Source organism: Cognaticolwellia mytili (genome assembly GCF_002104475.1).
GTDB classification, from domain to species: Bacteria; Pseudomonadota; Gammaproteobacteria; order Enterobacterales; family Alteromonadaceae; genus Cognaticolwellia; species Cognaticolwellia mytili.
The window spans coordinates 930,831-948,181 of record NZ_NBOF01000002.1; the positions used below are offsets into that span (position 1 = coordinate 930,831).

General features: G+C 38.6%; 15 protein-coding genes. 6 read left to right on the forward strand and 9 right to left on the reverse strand.

Features of this window, described 5'->3' with window-relative positions; translation table 11 throughout:
- The first annotated feature begins 3 nt into the window (after positions 1-3).
- Complete coding sequence (locus tag B7C41_RS08945; RefSeq protein ID WP_085298437.1) at positions 4-1,173, forward strand: HD-GYP domain-containing protein; 1,170 nt, start codon at positions 4-6, stop codon at positions 1,171-1,173.
- Between the two features lie 67 nt (positions 1,174-1,240).
- Here B7C41_RS08945 and B7C41_RS08950 read toward each other — a convergent pair whose 3' ends face one another.
- The 4 genes from B7C41_RS08950 to B7C41_RS08965 form a co-directional block, all read right to left on the reverse strand.
- Complete coding sequence (locus B7C41_RS08950; RefSeq protein WP_235839657.1) at positions 1,241-2,650, reverse strand: M28 family peptidase; 1,410 nt, start codon at positions 2,648-2,650, stop codon at positions 1,241-1,243.
- A gap of 235 nt (positions 2,651-2,885) precedes the next feature.
- Positions 2,886-6,023 carry an efflux RND transporter permease subunit gene (locus tag B7C41_RS08955; RefSeq protein WP_085298438.1) on the reverse strand — a complete coding sequence of 1,046 codons (3,138 nt, stop codon included), beginning with the start codon at positions 6,021-6,023 and terminating at the stop codon, positions 2,886-2,888.
- 12 nt (positions 6,024-6,035) lie between these two features.
- The gene (locus tag B7C41_RS08960; protein WP_085298439.1) at positions 6,036-7,157 is read right to left on the reverse strand and encodes an efflux RND transporter periplasmic adaptor subunit; all 1,122 of its coding nucleotides are present in this window, start codon (positions 7,155-7,157) and stop codon (positions 6,036-6,038) included.
- A gap of 134 nt (positions 7,158-7,291) precedes the next feature.
- Complete coding sequence (locus B7C41_RS08965) at positions 7,292-8,422, reverse strand: MBL fold metallo-hydrolase (RefSeq protein WP_235839658.1); 1,131 nt, start codon at positions 8,420-8,422, stop codon at positions 7,292-7,294.
- 134 nt (positions 8,423-8,556) lie between these two features.
- On the opposite strand from B7C41_RS08965, the gene B7C41_RS08970 reads away from it, so the two are divergent.
- Entirely contained in the window at positions 8,557-9,180 is a 624-nt protein-coding gene (locus tag B7C41_RS08970; RefSeq protein WP_085298440.1) for a TetR/AcrR family transcriptional regulator, read from the forward strand.
- 63 nt (positions 9,181-9,243) lie between these two features.
- On the opposite strand, the gene erpA is transcribed toward B7C41_RS08970, so the two are convergent.
- Positions 9,244-9,585, reverse strand: a complete 342-nt coding sequence (erpA, locus tag B7C41_RS08975; protein WP_085298441.1) for an iron-sulfur cluster insertion protein ErpA — start codon at positions 9,583-9,585, stop codon at positions 9,244-9,246.
- A gap of 64 nt (positions 9,586-9,649) precedes the next feature.
- A complete protein-coding gene (locus tag B7C41_RS08980) occupies positions 9,650-10,393 on the reverse strand; it encodes a DUF6776 family protein (RefSeq protein WP_235839659.1) in 744 nt (247 codons plus the stop codon).
- A 58-nt stretch (positions 10,394-10,451) separates the two neighbouring features.
- Between B7C41_RS08980 and B7C41_RS08985 the strand changes: the two genes are divergently transcribed.
- Positions 10,452-12,134: a chloride channel protein gene (locus tag B7C41_RS08985; protein ID WP_235839660.1), complete on the forward strand. Its 1,683-nt coding sequence runs from the start codon at positions 10,452-10,454 to the stop codon at positions 12,132-12,134.
- Entirely contained in the window at positions 12,131-12,562 is a 432-nt protein-coding gene (locus tag B7C41_RS08990; RefSeq protein ID WP_085298442.1) for a CopD family protein, read from the forward strand. Before B7C41_RS08985 ends, B7C41_RS08990 begins: the two co-directional genes overlap by 4 nt.
- Before the next feature lie 2 nt (positions 12,563-12,564).
- Here B7C41_RS08990 and B7C41_RS08995 read toward each other — a convergent pair whose 3' ends face one another.
- Positions 12,565-13,431 (reverse strand): hypothetical protein, encoded by an 867-nt coding sequence (locus tag B7C41_RS08995; RefSeq protein ID WP_143764338.1) that lies wholly within the window; start codon positions 13,429-13,431, stop codon positions 12,565-12,567.
- Between the two features lie 249 nt (positions 13,432-13,680).
- Between B7C41_RS08995 and B7C41_RS09000 the strand changes: the two genes are divergently transcribed.
- Positions 13,681-14,691: an aspartate carbamoyltransferase gene (locus B7C41_RS09000; RefSeq protein ID WP_143764339.1), complete on the forward strand. Its 1,011-nt coding sequence runs from the start codon at positions 13,681-13,683 to the stop codon at positions 14,689-14,691.
- 51 nt (positions 14,692-14,742) lie between these two features.
- Positions 14,743-16,023, forward strand: coding sequence for a glutamate-1-semialdehyde 2,1-aminomutase (hemL, locus tag B7C41_RS09005; RefSeq protein ID WP_085298444.1), 1,281 nt, complete (start codon positions 14,743-14,745; stop codon positions 16,021-16,023).
- A gap of 157 nt (positions 16,024-16,180) precedes the next feature.
- On the opposite strand, the gene B7C41_RS09010 is transcribed toward hemL, so the two are convergent.
- Both B7C41_RS09010 and sspA read right to left on the reverse strand, forming a co-directional pair.
- On the reverse strand, positions 16,181-16,663 hold the full coding sequence (locus tag B7C41_RS09010; protein ID WP_085298445.1) for a ClpXP protease specificity-enhancing factor: 483 nt from the start codon (positions 16,661-16,663) through the stop codon (positions 16,181-16,183).
- Between the two features lie 11 nt (positions 16,664-16,674).
- Complete coding sequence (gene sspA, locus B7C41_RS09015) at positions 16,675-17,316, reverse strand: stringent starvation protein SspA (RefSeq protein WP_085298446.1); 642 nt, start codon at positions 17,314-17,316, stop codon at positions 16,675-16,677.
- Positions 17,317-17,351 lie beyond the last annotated feature (35 nt).

Genomic DNA, 17,351 nt, shown 5'->3' on the forward strand with positions numbered 1-17,351 from the left:
ATTATGATCATAGAAGTCAGTATCAGTGAATTAAAAACAGGCCACTTTGTTGTTGATATCGTTAAACAACAAGGCTGCTATAATTTAGCCCGTGCTGGTCACATAAAAAATAACGACACAATTAACGGACTAAAATTAAAGGGCGTTGAGTCAGTATTGGTTGATACCACTAAAACGATTGACGAAGCCTTAAAAACACAACTCCCGGAAGCCATTCCAAAGCCTGGACCAGTCATACTTGAAGTCACTAAAGCTAAAAAGTTATTTAACCATTCTAAAAAAATTCAACAGCAAGTATTCCTCGATGTTCAACAAAGCAGGTCGATCAATATTGCGCCAATTATTGATGTCACTAATAAAACTATCGATGCAATATTTAAAAACCCGGATGCTTTAAGTTGCATCATTAACATTCGTAACAAGAACGAGTATTTACTCGAACATTCGGTTTCCGTTTCTGTACTAATGACTATCTTTGCACGCTTTTTAAAAATTGACCGCGTAACAATTCAACAACTTGCCATTGGTGCATTTTTACATGATGTTGGTAAAATAATGATCCCTGATAATATCCTTAATAAAACAGGAAAACTATCAGCAAATGAATACAAAGTAATGCAAAGTCACATAGATCATTCAATCAGAATAACTAAAGCAACACCCGGTATTTCAGCACTTAGTTTGGAGGTAGTTGCCTTACATCACGAACGTTCTGATGGCTCTGGCTATCCATTAAAGTTGACTCAAGATAACATTTCAAATTACGGCGGTATGATCGCTATATGTGATGTTTTTGACGCTCTCACCACTGATCGCTGTTATAAAGGCAGCTACAATCACATCAAAGCTTTTAGTATTTTGAGAAATTTAGCCCTACAAGGTAAATTGATGCCTAGGCTCGTTGACCTATTCATTAAATGTTTAGGGATTTATCCGGTAGGCACACTAGTTGAACTGAATTCACACCACTTGGCCATTGTTGAAAGTCGTAACCATGACGACCCAACTAACCCCAAAGTACGTTGCTTTTATAACATCCAAAAAAAACGCTATATTTTGGCTAAGGACATTGATTTAGCAAAAGAGGCTGACTTTATTATTCGTAATGTAAAAGCTGATGACTTTGACTTAAATATGAATAGTATTATTGAATTCTTGTTGATGGAAGGGTAAATAAAAAACTGACGCCGAACCTCATGAGTTGTTAGCTACTTTCATAGCTAACAACTATAAAGATCGATTATTTTCTAAAATCTACTGCCGCTTGCGCTGCAAAATACGCATACATGGTATAAATTGCCGTATTGAACTTTAATGCTTCAGGCTCCACTTTATCCAGAGTGTCATTTTCTGTGTGATGATAATCAAAGTAATTTGAGCCATCAGGTGAAAAGTTAATACTTGGCATACCTAAGTTGCTTAAAGCACTCATATCAGATTGACCTTTAGCATTATTATCAGGTGAAAGCGAAACACCTAAAGGCGCTAAGTATTGTGCTAGCTCACGAATAGCATTTAATGACTGCGCGCCAACACCTGGTGTCATTTTGTAAATACGGCCAATACCAAAATCCCACTCAGCACCAATGGCATGATTCACCATATCGTTTTTGTGCACTTTTACATATTCTTTTGCACCTAATAAGCCCACTTCTTCCGCCGCAAATAAAATCACCGGAATAGTACGTTTAGGACGTTTAGGTAGTTGCCCAATATGATGCGCTGCTGCAACAACCATACCTATGCCTAGACCATCATCTAGTGCACCTGTGCCGACATCCCAACTATCAAGATGTGCACCTAAAGCAACAATTTCATTCGGTAATTCACTACCAGTAAATTCACCTATCACATTAGCCGTTTTTGCAATAACTTCAGCATCAGTTTTAGCGGTCATTTTAAGGAACAAGCTTACAGGTTTACCGCGCTTCAATTGGTTCACTAGCAAGTCAGCATCTGGGTTTGATAATGTTGCCGCTGGAATTTTTTTCACGCCATCTTTATAACGCATAACACCAGTATGTGCTGTGCGATTGTTATCGGTTCCTACAGAGCGCATAACCAAAGCAGAAGCGCCCTTTTGAGCAGCTACAACAGCACCAGTAACGCGTGTACCAACAGCTGGCCCATAGCCTTTGCCGTCAATATGACGCTCCATTTGATAAGAAACAAAAGCAATTTTACCGTTAAGGCTATTGTCAGGTGCTGCCTTTAAATCAGCAAAGGTTTCAAAGTGTGCAACATTTGCTGTTAAGCCTTTTTCAGCAGTGCCAACGCTACCACCTAGTGCTAACACCACGACATCATGTGGGTATGGTGCAATAATTTTTGCTTTAGCATCACCACGTAGCCAGTAACTACCAGTAACTTCTTCTGTCCATACTTTATCAAAACCAAGGGCTTTCATTTTATCTACTGCCCAAACGATTGATTTTTTATCACCTTCAGAGCCCATCAAACGATGACCAACTTCCGTGGTTAATGATTCAATTAGCTGATAAGACAAGTCTGACTGTAATGCCGTATTTTTTAACTCATTTAGTTGTGCTTGCTGCTCTGCATTTAATTGTTGTGCAGACACAAAAAAACTGCCTACACTCATACATAAAGCTAAGCAAGTGCTTGCAATAATTTTTGTTTTTGGGCTCATGTTTTCCCTTAAGTTTATTTTTTAACTATTTACATTCTAATTACGCCTAAGTATCTATAAAAGCGTAATAACTTGCAATCAGTTCCCGTTATTGTGAAAAGATTATTTGGACAATACATTCAGTAATCGTAAAGAAAGAATGCCTAAATCAATGTTAAAAAAGCCCGGTGCACTTCAGCTACGGGCTTTTTTATTTAACAACCATAGAACAGTTAAGCTATGGCCCATTAAGCCATTACGCCGCAGGATCACCAGTTTTTAAATCAATAGAGTCAGCTTGCTTGGTGGTTTGTTTTTTAGCTTTACGCAAATCACGTAAAGCTAATAACGAAGGCGTTAAAATCAATGTTAGTACGGTCGCAAACGCTAAACCTCCGGCAATTGCAGTTGCTAGTTGATTCCACCATTGTGTTGATGGTGCGCCAAAAACAGCCGTACGATTAAAGAAATCTAAATTAACCTGTAACACCATAGGTAACAAACCTAAAATTGTCGTCACTGTCGTTAACATCACAGGCCTTAAACGTTGAGCACCAGTTCTTAAAATGGCATCAACCACAGCATAACCTTCTCGGCGTAAAACATTATAGGTATCAATCAGCACAATATTGTTATTTACCACAATACCGGCCAGAGAAATAACACCGATTCCCCCCATAACAATACCAAATGGTTTTTGTACTAAAAACAAGGCTAAGAACACGCCGACCGTTGAAAAGATAACGGCACTAAGGATTAAAAATGCTTGATAGAAACTATTAAATTGGGTGACAAGAATAATCGCCATAACAAACAGCGCAATACCAAAAGCCTTCACTAAAAAATCTTCTGATTCTTGCTGGTCTTCATTTTGACCTTTAATGGCGATTTCAACTGATGGATCAATTCCTAGTTCAGGAAACTGGGCTTGTAATAAAGGTAACTCTTTAACTAGCTGTGCGCCAGGCACTAAGTTTGCTTTGATACTAACAACACGCTTACCATCCATGCGACGAATACTATCGATTTTCGGTGCAGCACTACGCTCAACAAAACTGCTAACAGGTACTAAACCTGCTGAGGTTTTTAAGCGCAAAGTATCTAAACGTGAAATATTACGTTTATCCTCAGGAAAGCGCACACGAATATCTAGTTCGTCATCAACATCATCTGGACGATATTCACCAAGCTTTAAGCCGTTAGTGACCATTTGCACCGTTGAGCCGACAAGTGCAGCATCAGCGCCGTAGGTAGCCGCCAAACTGCGATCTATTTTCAGCTGCCATTCAATACCCGGTTTAGCACCTGAGTCTTCAATATCAGTAAACTGGCTATGATTATGCAGTGCATTACTAATGATACGTGCAGATTCATTAAGCTTTTCTGGGAAGCGAGAACTCAACTCAATAACTAAATCTTTACCGTTTTGCGGTCCATCTTCATTTTTTCTTACTTCAATTTCAACGCCAGCTAAGTCATCGGTACGCGTTCTTATTTCTGCAACAACCTCGTCAGCAGAGCGTCTAAATTGCCAGTTAGTGAAATTAACTTGGAAGGTACCAATTTGATCATTACCACCGGTGCGGGTATAAAGTGTTTTGATTTCAGGTAAGTCTAAAATTCGGTCCTCAATGGCAACCATGATTTCATCTTTTTCTTTAATCGATAAATCACCATGCGAGCGCACCACCATTGTTGCGCTTGAAGGTTCGATCTCTGGAAAGAATATTGCGCCTAATCCTGAAGAACCATACAAAAATATAACAAAGACTGACATTGCTAAAGTGCCGCCAAGTATTTTCCAAGGGTGGTTAATCGCGCTTTTCAATACTCTGACATATTTGCCAGTAAACCCCATCAACTGGGTTAAATCACCTTTTTCAGCCTGCTCAATTTGCGCCTGTTCTTTAACGCTTATTTTTCGCGACTTACCAATAACGCTACCAATAGTAGGTACAAATACCAACGCCATTGCTAAAGACGCTGTTAATACCGCAATTAAGGTAATTGGCAAGTACTTCATAAATTCGCCCATAATGCCCGGCCAAAACATCAGTGGCGCAAATGCAGCCAATGTTGTTGCGGTTGAGGCAATAATAGGCCAAGCCATGCGCCTAGCAGCTAAACCATAAGCTTGACGCTTAGATTTACCCTCATTAAGTTCTCGGTCTGCAAATTCAGTAACAACAATCGCACCATCAACCAACATACCGACAGCCATGATCAAACCAAATAGCACAACGATATTGACCGTTAAACCAGCAATGGCCAGTACTAAAATACCAGTTAAAAATGCCCCAGGAATAGCTAAACCAACTAACAATGCAGTGCGTGAACCTAAGGTGGCAATGATAACAATAACAACCAATAACACCGCTGAAAGCACATTGTTTTGCAGGTCATTTAGGGTGTCTTGAACATCCACAGATTGATCACCAACATAGTCAACAAACACTTGATTAGGCCAGCGCTGACGTTCAATTTCAATTAACGCTTTTACTTTTGCTACCGTGTTAATAATATTTTCACCTGAACGCTTTTTAACTTCAATGGCAACTGAGCGCTCGCCATTTAAGCGTGCAAATGAACTTGGATCTTTATAAGCTCTTCGAACCGTTGAAACGTCTTGGAAGGTAATAACTTTATCGCCATCAACTTTAATCGGTAACTCTAATAAGTCTTGTATAGTTTCAAATACTGACGGTACTTTAATTGCAAAGCGACCTTTACCTGTATCCATAGTTCCTGCGGGTACTAAGCGGTTATTACGCTCAACTAAGTTGTAAATATCATTTTGATCTAAGCCGTAACTCTCCATCAATAATGGATCAACAATGATTTCCACCATGTCTTCACGGTTACCGCCGATATCAACTTCTAAAACTTCTTGTAAGGCTTCAATTTTATCTTTGACATCACGAGCGATAGTGATTAAACCACGCTCGGTTACCGCACCCGATAAAATAACCGTAATAGCAGGGTTTTGATTCGCCATGGTAACTTCATGTACTTCAGGCTCTTCTGATTCAGACGGCAATTTTGCTTTCGCTAATGTAACTTTATCGCGCACATCTGCTAAAGCTTCTTTCGGGTCTAAACCAGCAATAAACTCGAGATTAATAGAGGCATGACCTTCACTTGCCGTTGCTGACATTTCTTTAATACCAGCAATAGATTTTAACTCTTTCTCCATCGGACGAATCAGCATACGCTCAGCATCTTCTGGCGAAATGCCGTCATGAACGATAGATACGTAGATATTAGGAATGGTTATATCTGGGTTAGACTCTTTAGCGATATTGGCATAGGTAATTGCGCCAGAAATCAGTAAAAGTATAAATATCATTAACACCGAACGCGTTCGAGTTAATGCTGCATCAATTAATGTAAGCATGATTCCCTCGCCTTATTCGCTTTTGCTAGCAAGTGCTGCATTAACATTCGATGCTTTAGAGAAAATAGCTTCTACTTTATCGCCCGCTCTAACAAAGCCTTGGCCTAGGGTAATAATATCGGTTTGCTGACCTAAGCCTGATAACCAAATGCCATCTTTTTCACTTTTGATGATATTAATAGCAGTAAATTTCACATGGCTATCTTCAACCGTTTTAACGCCAATATTACCTTGTTCATCTAATGCTAATAATGCCGGAGAAACTTTAATAGCAGGTATTTCATCCAAGCTAATATTAACTTCACTACTTAAACCGGCCAGTAAGTCACTGTCATTATTAGCAATAGCAATCTCAATTTTAAAAGTATTGGTGGCATCATCAGCAACACTGGCAATGTAACGCACTTGTCCAGCCAAGTTTTCATGACTGAGTAATCGAATTTTTGCCTTTTGGCCAACAACAAGCTGGCCAATGTTGTTTTCACTTACATGCGCTCGTACGATAAGCGGGTCTAAATCAGCAATCATGGCAATGTCATCACCGCTTTGTACGTAGTCACCTTGCTCAACATAACGCGTATTTAATACACCATCAAAAGGCGCTCGAATTACCGTGTTGGCAATATCAATATTAAGTCGTTTAATTTGCGCTTGAACGGCTGCTAGATTTGCAGCTGCACTACTCACCTGCACTTTTCCTTGGTAGCCATCAGCACTTAACTTTAGAACACCTTGGTGTTCTATTTCGCGTTGAGTTAATAATGCTTTTGCTTGAGCTAATTGAGACTCTAAGTCATTAATTTCAAGCTTTACAATAACTTGACCTTTTTCAACTTTAGCACCACGTTTAGCCAGTACTTGTTCAATTTTCCCGGAGATTTCTGCTTTAAGCGTGGTTACGCGATCAGGCTCTGTTCGACCATATAATGCCACCGTGTCACTAATAATTTTGGCATACATAGTTTCTACTTTAACTTTTGGCACAATAACACTATGTTCACTTTTCTCATTAGGAATTTCTTGTGCTTGCATCAAGCCCGAGGCCATCCACAGCATTAATAATAGTGTAATAATAATCGCAATAATGTAAGGGCGTTCAGCGAACCATTGTCGACGTTGACTTGCGGTACTCATAATTCTTCCTAAATATTTAAAAAATGACATTTGGTTGACCATATTGCTAATAATGATACAGGGCAAAGCTTAAGCATTCTGTTTAGCTTTGCAACAAAACGTAAACATCACGAAGCATTTCTACACTTCATTTATTATTGCACTTTGGTAATTAAATTAGACAGCTCTTCAGTTTCTGTCGACATTACTTCTCGCCACCAGGCTTTTGTTGGTATTGGCTGAGCAAGGTTAACCTCCTCACCAAAAGTAGGCGTTAGCAGTGATACTCCTTGTTGCTTTGCTAAAGTAACGATACGCTCAAACGGTTCAAACCAATCATGCAGTGCTAGATCAAAAGTGCCGTTGTGCACGGGAATCATAAATTCACCCTTAACATCCAGATGTGCTTGCAAACTTTCTTCTGGTGTCATGTGTATTTCACGCCATAGTGAATTATATGCACCAGTTTCTATCATCGTAAAATTAAATGGACCATAACGCTCACCTATTTCTTTAAAGCCAGAAAAATAACCACCATCGCCACTATAAAAAAGTTTAATTTCTTTATATTCAATAACCCAACTAGCCCACAATGTTTCATCTTTATCAAACAGTCCTCGACCGGAAAAGTGTTGTGCCGGCGTTGCGGTGATAGTTAGCTCTGAAAGTTGTTTGCTTTGCCACCAATCTAGTTCAGTAATTTTATCATCTGCGATACCCCAATCTCGTAAGTAGTTGCCTACTTTTAATGGCGTAACGAACTGCTCGACTTTATCAGCAAGTGCTAAAATAGAGGCTTTGTCTAAATGATCATAATGATCATGACTAATAATAACTGCTTTTACATTGGGTAGTTCTGCAATACTAATTGGTGGCTGGTGAAAACGCTTTGGTCCGGCCCATTGTACTGGCGACGCTCGGTCACTAAATACCGGATCAATTAATATAAAATCACTGGCTAACTTTAGCAGCAATGTCGAATGACCTAGACGATAAAGTGCATCATGCTTTTCACTGAGCAGGTTTTCTTTAGTTAATTGTTTAAGAGGTATAGTTTTTGTTGGCGTAGGAGCGGCTCTATCAGTTTGCCAATAAGCTTTTGCTATTTTCCAAACACTGCTTAGCGAACTTTGGTAGTTAATTTCACTATTTTGAAATTTCCCTTCTTGCTCGTTACTCACATTACTTTCACTACTATTCGCTAATGTTGTACTTGCCATCACAACGCCTCCAAAAATTATTGCTAAAACCCATTTATTGAAAATCAGTTTATTAAATTTATTCATCTAAATTTTCACCACATCACATGCGCTTTAAATAACGCAAAAAGTAAACTACACGGTGCAGTTTAAAATATAACAATTGAAAAGTAAACTACTCAGTGTAAAATAGAGTTATTCCCACTTGATTTTTGAGTTTTATGAAAACAGTTAGCAAAACGCGCAGCCAATTAAAACGAGAGGCTATTATTGCTGCTGCAAAAGCAGCTTTTAAAGAATACGGTGTTCAGGGAACCAGCATGGACAAGCTAGCTGAGCTCGCTCAAGTGTCAAAGCGCACGGTTTACAACCATTTCGAAACCAAAGAAGCGTTATTGATGTACTTAGTTGCAGAGCTTTGGCAAAAAGCTGAAGCGCAAGTAGATGTTAGTTATCAAAAAGATATAGCACTAAAACCTCAACTTATTGCTTTACTTAATGCTGAAATTAGTTTTATTTCTAGTGAAGATCACATGGATGTGACTAAAGTCGCTATAGGGCACTTTTTTTATAATTCAGCAGCGCTACAGAAAGAATTCGAGAAAATATCTTGCCAAGAAAATGCTATTATTCGTTGGCTTAATAGCGCTATTGAAGACAATAAATTAGCAATTAATGATGTCGATTTTGCTAGCGACCAATTGCACGGCTTGATTAAAGCAAGTTGTTTTTGGCCACAACTATTTCAGATGGAAGATGGTATCAGTAAAGAAAAACGCGAATTTTTGGCAAAAGAAACTGCCGAAATGTTTTTGGCTCGTTATCAAGTAACAATCGATAATTAAAATCAAAAAAGCCGACTAGAAGTCGGCTTTCAACGTGATAGGTCACTGCAATCTTGCTAAATATTAAATAGAGAAAGAAGAACCACAACCACATGTTGTTGTAGCATTGGGATTATTAACTAAAAATCGACTTCCTTCCAAACCTTCTACATAGTCAACTTCACCGTCAACTAAATACTGCAAGCTCATCGGATCAATCACCATAGTGACACCTTTTTTGACAATGGTCATATCGCCTTCATTGATTTTCTCATCAAAGGTAAAGCCATAGGAAAAGCCCGAGCAGCCACCGCCTGTAACGTAAACACGCAACTTCAGCTCTGGATTCTCTTCTTCCGTGATCAACGACAATACTTTAGTCGCAGCAGCATCCGAAAATTTAATGGGTAACTCAAGATCTGACATAAAACTCTACTTAATACAAAGGAACAAATACGATTATCTTAAACTTGACTGTTTTAATCAAGTATTATGGTGAACTCTGCGCAATATTTTCTAAAGCCTTTTGCCACAAGTAGCTTTCATCGACACGATTATATTCTTGCCATTTACCTTTTGGTAAAATGACAGACACGCTAATTTTTTCGGCAATAAAATTTTCTGGCAGTGTTAACTCTCCACTAATCATTTGAAAATACTGAAAACTAAACGATAAATCCTGCTTAGTAATTGCTGAAAGCTTCGTTAAAGGGATATTGGTCGGTTTACCATTCAAACTTCCTGTTATCGACAACTCGACAAAACCTTTAGCAAAACGCTTTCGCAATAATTGCTGCACTAAAATAACTTGAAAGCGATAGTGGTTAGGGCTACCTGTTTTGGTTAAATTAACATCATCAATCACTAGACCATTAGCTTGCTTTTCAGGTGCCATAATTTTTTCATAAAATGCTAAATCTTTTTTTACTTGAAAATGCTTTTGCTCAATCGACTTCAACACTTTTTGACTACGCTGATTAGCCATACGCTCAACTTCAAGCTCAACCTCTAAAGTGTTAAGCCGTTGTGATTTCTCTACTATGTTTTGATAAAGCGTATCTAAACGAGATTTCTGTAGCGCTAATGTTTGTACCTGATAACCATGATAAAAGTTGCCAATGCGGTAACCACAAAATAGTGAAATGATTATGATGCCGAGTAGAAGAATAGCAGAACGAAATGTCCCTAAACGTGTCACAACTGTACTGAGATTTATTTTTGCTAACCAATTCATTTGAAAAGTATTATGATATCCAAAAGCCTGTGCATTCACTCAGCGTAAACAATAAAATATGAAAATGATGATACAACTAAAAAAGCGTCTTGCTCTACCACAAACATCATGGCAACTGTGCTTGCTAGCTGCCATTGGTGGTTTCGTGTCTGCAATGTTGGTGGTTATATTCATTTTTGCCATTGAAGGCATTCAATCATTTTATTTGAGTGAAAAAGAAGACTATAGCAGCTTAACAGCACTAAGTCGTTTCCAATTACCAATTATTGGCGCTATAGTCATCCTCTTTTTCGCTTGGCTAACTGGCTATAAGTATATACGCACCGGTATTCCTTTCGTGTTGCATCGCTTGAAAATAGCTAACGGTGTAATGCCTCTGCGCAATACCATTAACCAATTTATTGGCAGTACTATTGCACTCGCTACCGGTTTTTCAGTTGGCAAAGAAGGCCCAGCAGTGCATTTAGGTGCCGCATGCAGTAGCTATATCGGTAGCAAGCTTAATTTACCTTATAATGCTATTCGCAGTTTAAGTGCTTGTGGTATTGCCGCAGGTATTGCCGCCTGTTTTAACACACCAATCGCGGCAGTATTATTCGTAATGGAAGTTATTTTGCGTGAATATAAAGTACATATTTTTATTCCCGTGATGATCGCAGCAATTGTAGGTTCAATGACAACCAGTACTATTTTTGGCCCTGTTCATGAATTTGAGTATTTCACTACCATTAGTTTGGACAGCAAGCACTACCTAACACTTGTAGTCTTAGGGGTAGTTTTAGGTGTTATTGCTTTTATCTTTAATCGTTATTTAGTGTTAATAATCAAGCACAGCGCACGCTTTCATATAATACCTCGTATTTTAACTGCCGCTTTTATTACCGGGGCCATCGGTTATGCCGTACCTTATGCTATGGGCACAGATTTAAGTGCCATTGACTTTTCCCTACAAAATAATCCCGAGCTGCAGCTCTTGCTTGCCTTGCTAGTAGCTAAAATGTTAATGACCATTACCACTTTGGGCTTAGGTATTCCTGGAGGGATCATCGGCCCAATATTAGGTATTGGCGCTATTATTGGCACCTGCATTTCAATTATTAACATGTACCTTTTCCCTACTACTTTACAAGCTAGTGATTTCGCTTTAATGGGCATGGCGGGTTTTATGGCAGCAACGTTAAACGCCCCCCTTGCTGCGCTACTTTGTGTGGTTGAACTGTCCAATCAAATCGAAATTATAGTGCCAGCGATGATTGTTATTGCTAGTTCTTGTATTTCATCTGGGCAATTCTTCCGCAATCGTTCAATATTTATTATGCAGTTAGAAGTTCAAGGTTTGGCTTATCGAAGACCTCCTATTGAGAAGTCTTTACAACGCGTTGGCGCTATAGGGGTAATGCAAGAGCAAATAACGCTAATTGCTGACAATGATAACAAAACTATTGCCAGCGAATTTCCAAAACACTCTTCCCATCAGTATTTCATTATCAAAAAAGAAAATATACAAGGAGAGCTTGAATATATTTGGTGCCAACCAGAGCACAAAAAGGACAATAACCTTATCCGGCAGAAGCTAATACCACTATGTAGCCAGTCGACTTTAGCTGAAGCTTATTTACTTTTAGTGAAAAAAAGAAGCGGTGGAGTGTATATATATCAAGATAATCCAAATGATATTATGGGTATAATAACTTTTGACGCTATTCGCTCTTATTTATTAAAAGGAAAAACCCATCAATGAATACCATTCTTTGGCTTAAAGCATTTCATGTTATTTTTATGGTGGCTTGGTTTGCGGGTATTTTCTATTTACCACGTATATTCGTTAATCATGCGGAGTCCGATGAGCCATTAGTGCACAAGCAACTTAAAGGAATGGAACGACGTTTACTGTTTTTTGTTACACCATTTGCAATTTTTACAGTTGCTTTAGGTATCATTATTATCTACTACTACGGTTACACTTGGTTTGCCGCAGCAAAATGGTTACATGTAAAAATCAGCTTAGTCACGTTACTACTGATATATCATGCCTACTGCTTTAAACTAGTCAAAATATTCGCTGCAGACAAAAATATTCGTTCTGGAAAGTTTTATAGATTTTTCAATGAAATACCTGTGTTAATTTTATTTATAGTAATAATTTTAGCCTACGTTAAACCTTTCTAATTTCAATGAAAATAAGTTAACCAGAGTGACTTTTCATTCAAAATCGCTCGACTTTTTTCTGATAACAATGGGTTTTTTAAAGCAAATATTTTTCGCTGCGGTAAATTTGCTTTGACGAGAATATCTTGTGTTACTGAATGCTGATAGAAAAATTCATCAAACGCGCCTGACTCTATCAGTTTAGAAAAACCATAAGTTATCCGTTGTGCCAAACGAGTATTCTTTTTATTAGTAAAAAAATACATTGGTGCGGGATACTTTAATAAGAAATGATCTTCAATAATAAATTGATTTTTATTGGCTATTTCGACCCAAGGCTCATGCAACGCGCGAGGAAAGTAATCAAAACGATTTTTCTCTAACATAGCCAACAATGAGGACGCACGGCCTTCAATAACATCATAGCCGTTATAGCGAAGAATCTCACTATCTGGCCAATCATAACCCTGCCCCGCCGATAGCGACTTTAATTGTGCCAAAGATAAATTTGGAGAGAAAGTACTTGTATCATCGCTATGAATTATAGCAATACGTACACCCATCAAACCTTTAAGTACAGGAATGTAAATCGCTTGTAAGTCGGTTTCTAATGTCTGGGACGTCATCCGCCAAGTCACATCAATGACTTTACCCTGCTGTACCATAATCGACGTGCGACCTTGCGACATTTCTTGTGTGACGGGAGTGAGTTGGTAAGCGCCATATTTATCGCGTGATTCCTCTAAAATCAACGAGAGTAAATCAATATAGTAGCTTTGTTTAGCGTCAGGATGAGTTGTAGAAATATTGTAACGAACAGTATCAGCTGCTTGTGTGCTAATACTAGTCAGTAGCAATGGCATCGAAAACAGTAATAATAAAACTCGCATATCCATCGCTACCTCTCCCTTTCTAGTGACAATTATAACTTATATTTGAAAGCTTTGTCTTGTAAACATTTATCAAACGATTATCTAATTCAAATCAAGATAATACATTCTCAATAATTAAGTTTTGTGCTATATTTCGCTGCAAATTTCCGTTGTTACTTTACCAGCCAACGGCCCATTAAATTCAGGTATCAGCTCGGTTTATAATCATAAACACTAGCTTTAGATGCCACTTATTAGGTACAACCTATGATGAAATTTGAAGGAAGTCATGTCCTGTCTGTCTCTCAATTTGATAGAGAGAGTATTTCTCGTATCTTGGAAATTTCGACATTAATGGCACCTTACGCCATGCGAAAAAAGCGCTGTCATGTACTCGAAGGCGCAATACTCAGTAATTTATTTTTTGAACCCAGTACTCGTACTCGAGTTAGTTTTGGCACCGCATTTAATCTATTAGGTGGCTTTGTCCGTGAAACAGTAGGACAGGAAAACTCTTCACTATCTAAAGGCGAATCTTTGTTTGACACCGCTCGTGTGATCAGTGGCTACTCCGATGTTATTGCGATGCGTCACCCAACAATGCATTCGGTAGAAGAGTTTTCTAAAGGTAGCAGTGTGCCGGTAATTAATGGCGGCGACGGTGCAAACGAACATCCAACTCAGGCGTTATTAGATTTATTTACCATCCAATCTGAGATGGCACGTTATGACATGGGCTTAGACGGCTTAAACATTGTTCTTATGGGCGACCTTAAACATGGTCGTACAGTACATTCATTGTCTAAACTTTTAAGCCTTTATAACAACATCACAGTGACCATGATTGCACCAACAGCATTACAGATGCCTGATAGCATTATCTCTACATTAACAAATGCTGGCCATAACGTAGTTCTGACTGACAAAATTGAAGGTAATTTGGCCTGTGACGTAATTTATCAAACTCGTATTCAGCAAGAGCGATTCGCTAGCAAAGGTGAAGCTGATTTATACCGTGGCCATTTCAGTTTGAATCGCGAAATTTATCAGCAGTATTGTCAAAAAAATACCGTAATTATGCACCCGTTACCACGTGATTCTCGTGCTGAAGCGAATGAATTAGATACTGATTTAAATGATTTAGATAACCTAGCCATATTTCGCCAAGCACAAAATGGTGTTCTAGTGCGTATGGCATTGTTTGCCTTAAGTTTAGGGGTAGAAAGTAGACTTAGTCACTATGAAAAACCTGTTACTTGGCATACCAACAAATATTGATAGTAACCATAAATTTAACGTGGCTACACTAACAACGAGTAAGATATTATGATGAAAAATTCACAGCAATTATTTGATGCTGCCCAAGATATTATTCCTGGCGGCGTAAACTCACCAGTACGTGCTTTCAATGGCGTAGGTGGTACACCATTATTTATTAAAAAAGCACAAGGTGCTTATATTTTTGATGCTGAAGACAATAAATATGTCGATTATGTTGGCTCATGGGGACCAATGATTTTAGGTCATAACCATCCAAAAATTCTTGAAGCGGTTATTGAAACTGCCAAAAATGGCTTAAGCTTTGGCGCTCCCACGGAGTTAGAAATCACCATGGCAGAAAAAGTACGTGAAATTGTACCTTCTATGGAAAAATTACGCATGGTGAGTTCAGGTACAGAAGCCACCATGAGCGCTATCCGCTTAGCCCGTGGCTTTACTGGTCGTGATAAAATTTTGAAGTTTGAAGGCTGTTACCATGGTCATGCTGATTCATTATTAGTAAAAGCAGGTTCTGGCATGTTAACGATGGGCGTACCAAGCTCCCCGGGTATTCCAGACGATTTTGCTAAGCACACGCTAACGGTTAGCTATAACAACCTACAAGAAGTTGAACAAATATTTGCTGAACTTGGTGATGAAATTGCTTGTATTATTGTTGAGCCCGTTGCTGGCAACATGAACTGTATCCCACCAGTTGAAGGTTTCCTTGAAGGTTTAAGAGCTATTTGTGATCAATACAAAAGTGTCTTAATTTTTGATGAAGTAATGACTGGCTTTCGCGTTGCTTTAGGTGGTGCACAAGCTCACTATAATATTGTTCCAGACTTAACAACCTTAGGTAAAGTTATTGGTGGTGGTATGCCAGTGGGTGCCTTTGGTGGTAAGCAAGAAATTATGGACTTTATTGCCCCTGTAGGCCCAGTTTATCAAGCAGGTACGCTATCAGGCAACCCAATTGCTATGGCAGCTGGTTTAGCATCATTAAATGAGCTTTGTAAAGGCAACAAGCATCAACAGCTTAGCGATGCGACAGAAAAGCTAGCCATGGGCCTTAAAGCGGCTGCAGAGCGCAATGGTGTATCACTAGCAATTAATTATGTTGGTGCAATGTTCGGCTTCTTTTTTACCGATGAAGAAAAAATCACTAGCTTCGCTCAAGCTACTGCATGCGACAGTGATAAATTTAAAAAGTTCTTCCACTTAATGTTAAACGAAGGGGTTTACCTTGCGCCTTCTTCGTTTGAAGCTGGTTTTTTATCTACTGCTCATGGCGAAGAAGAATTAGAATTCACATTAGCGGCCGCAGATCGTTGTTTTGCACAACTTTAACTAAACACTAATACCAATTGAATTAAGTAATGTTCAATTATTTCAATTGGCATAATAACCTACGCCACGTTAGTAAAGTTTAGACAATAAAAAAAGGTAAGCATGGTGCTTACCTTTTTTAATAACAATTCTTTATCACATAGCCAAAAACGACAAACTATTTCACCACTGTTAAACTTGGTTTTTTAGCTTTTGGCTTTTCGTTTTTCTCTGTTATTGTCTCATCCTTTACTGGATTATCAGTAGCTTTTACCGCTGCTATATTTGGCGCATCAACTTCACTTAATGTTAAGTCTTGCTCAAGAGCTTCGGGATCAGGATGCTCAATTTCGAGCGACGTACCTGCGCCATTTTCTTTCGCATAAATAGCAGAAATTGCACCATAAGGTACACTAATATGCTCAAGTTTACCGCCAAAACGTGCACTCAGTTCAATACTATTATCACTTAATGCAATGCTACCAACAGCTGAGCCGGAAACATTTAAGACGATTTGACCGTCATTAACATATGCCATAGGCACCATAACGCCATACACATTAACATCAACAACGATGTAAGGTGTTAAGTCATTATCAGAAATCCACTCATAAAAAGCCTTAACAATATAAGGCTTATTTGATGTCATTTCGATGGTCATAATCTGCGTCTTTAAACCGGAGCGCCAAAACGTAATTCACGCTCAGCTTCAGTTAATGATGCTTGAAAAGACTCACGTTCAAATACTTTTAACATATATGATTTAAGTTCTTTAGAGCCTTGACCATCAAGCTCAATACCCATTACAGGTAAACGCCATAATAGCGGTGCTAAATAACAATCAACTAAACTAAACTCTTCACTCATAAAGTAAGGGGCTTCGTTTAAAATTGGTGCAACACTTAATAAGCTTTCTTTTAATTCTTGACGAGCTTTAGCGGCTGCATCAGCTGGACCATTGTAAATAGTCTTCGCTAAGCTATACCAATCTTGCTCTACGCGATGCATCATTAAACGACTGCGACCACGAGATACCGGGTAAACAGGCATCAATGGTGGATGAGGAAAACGCTCATCTAAATATTCAATAATGATAGACGCTTCATAAAGCGCTAATTCACGATCGATTAAGGTTGGTACGGTTCCGTAAGGATTTAGGTCAAGTAAATCCTCTGGCAAATTGGCTAAGTCAACCAAATGGATGTCAACACCAACACCCTTCTCTGCCAACACAATGCGGGTTTGATGACTATACATATCATCAGCATGCGAATATAAAGTCATAACAGAGCGTTTGTTTGCGGCTATGGCCATAATGCCTCCAAAAAATTCTTATTAAAAAAACTAAC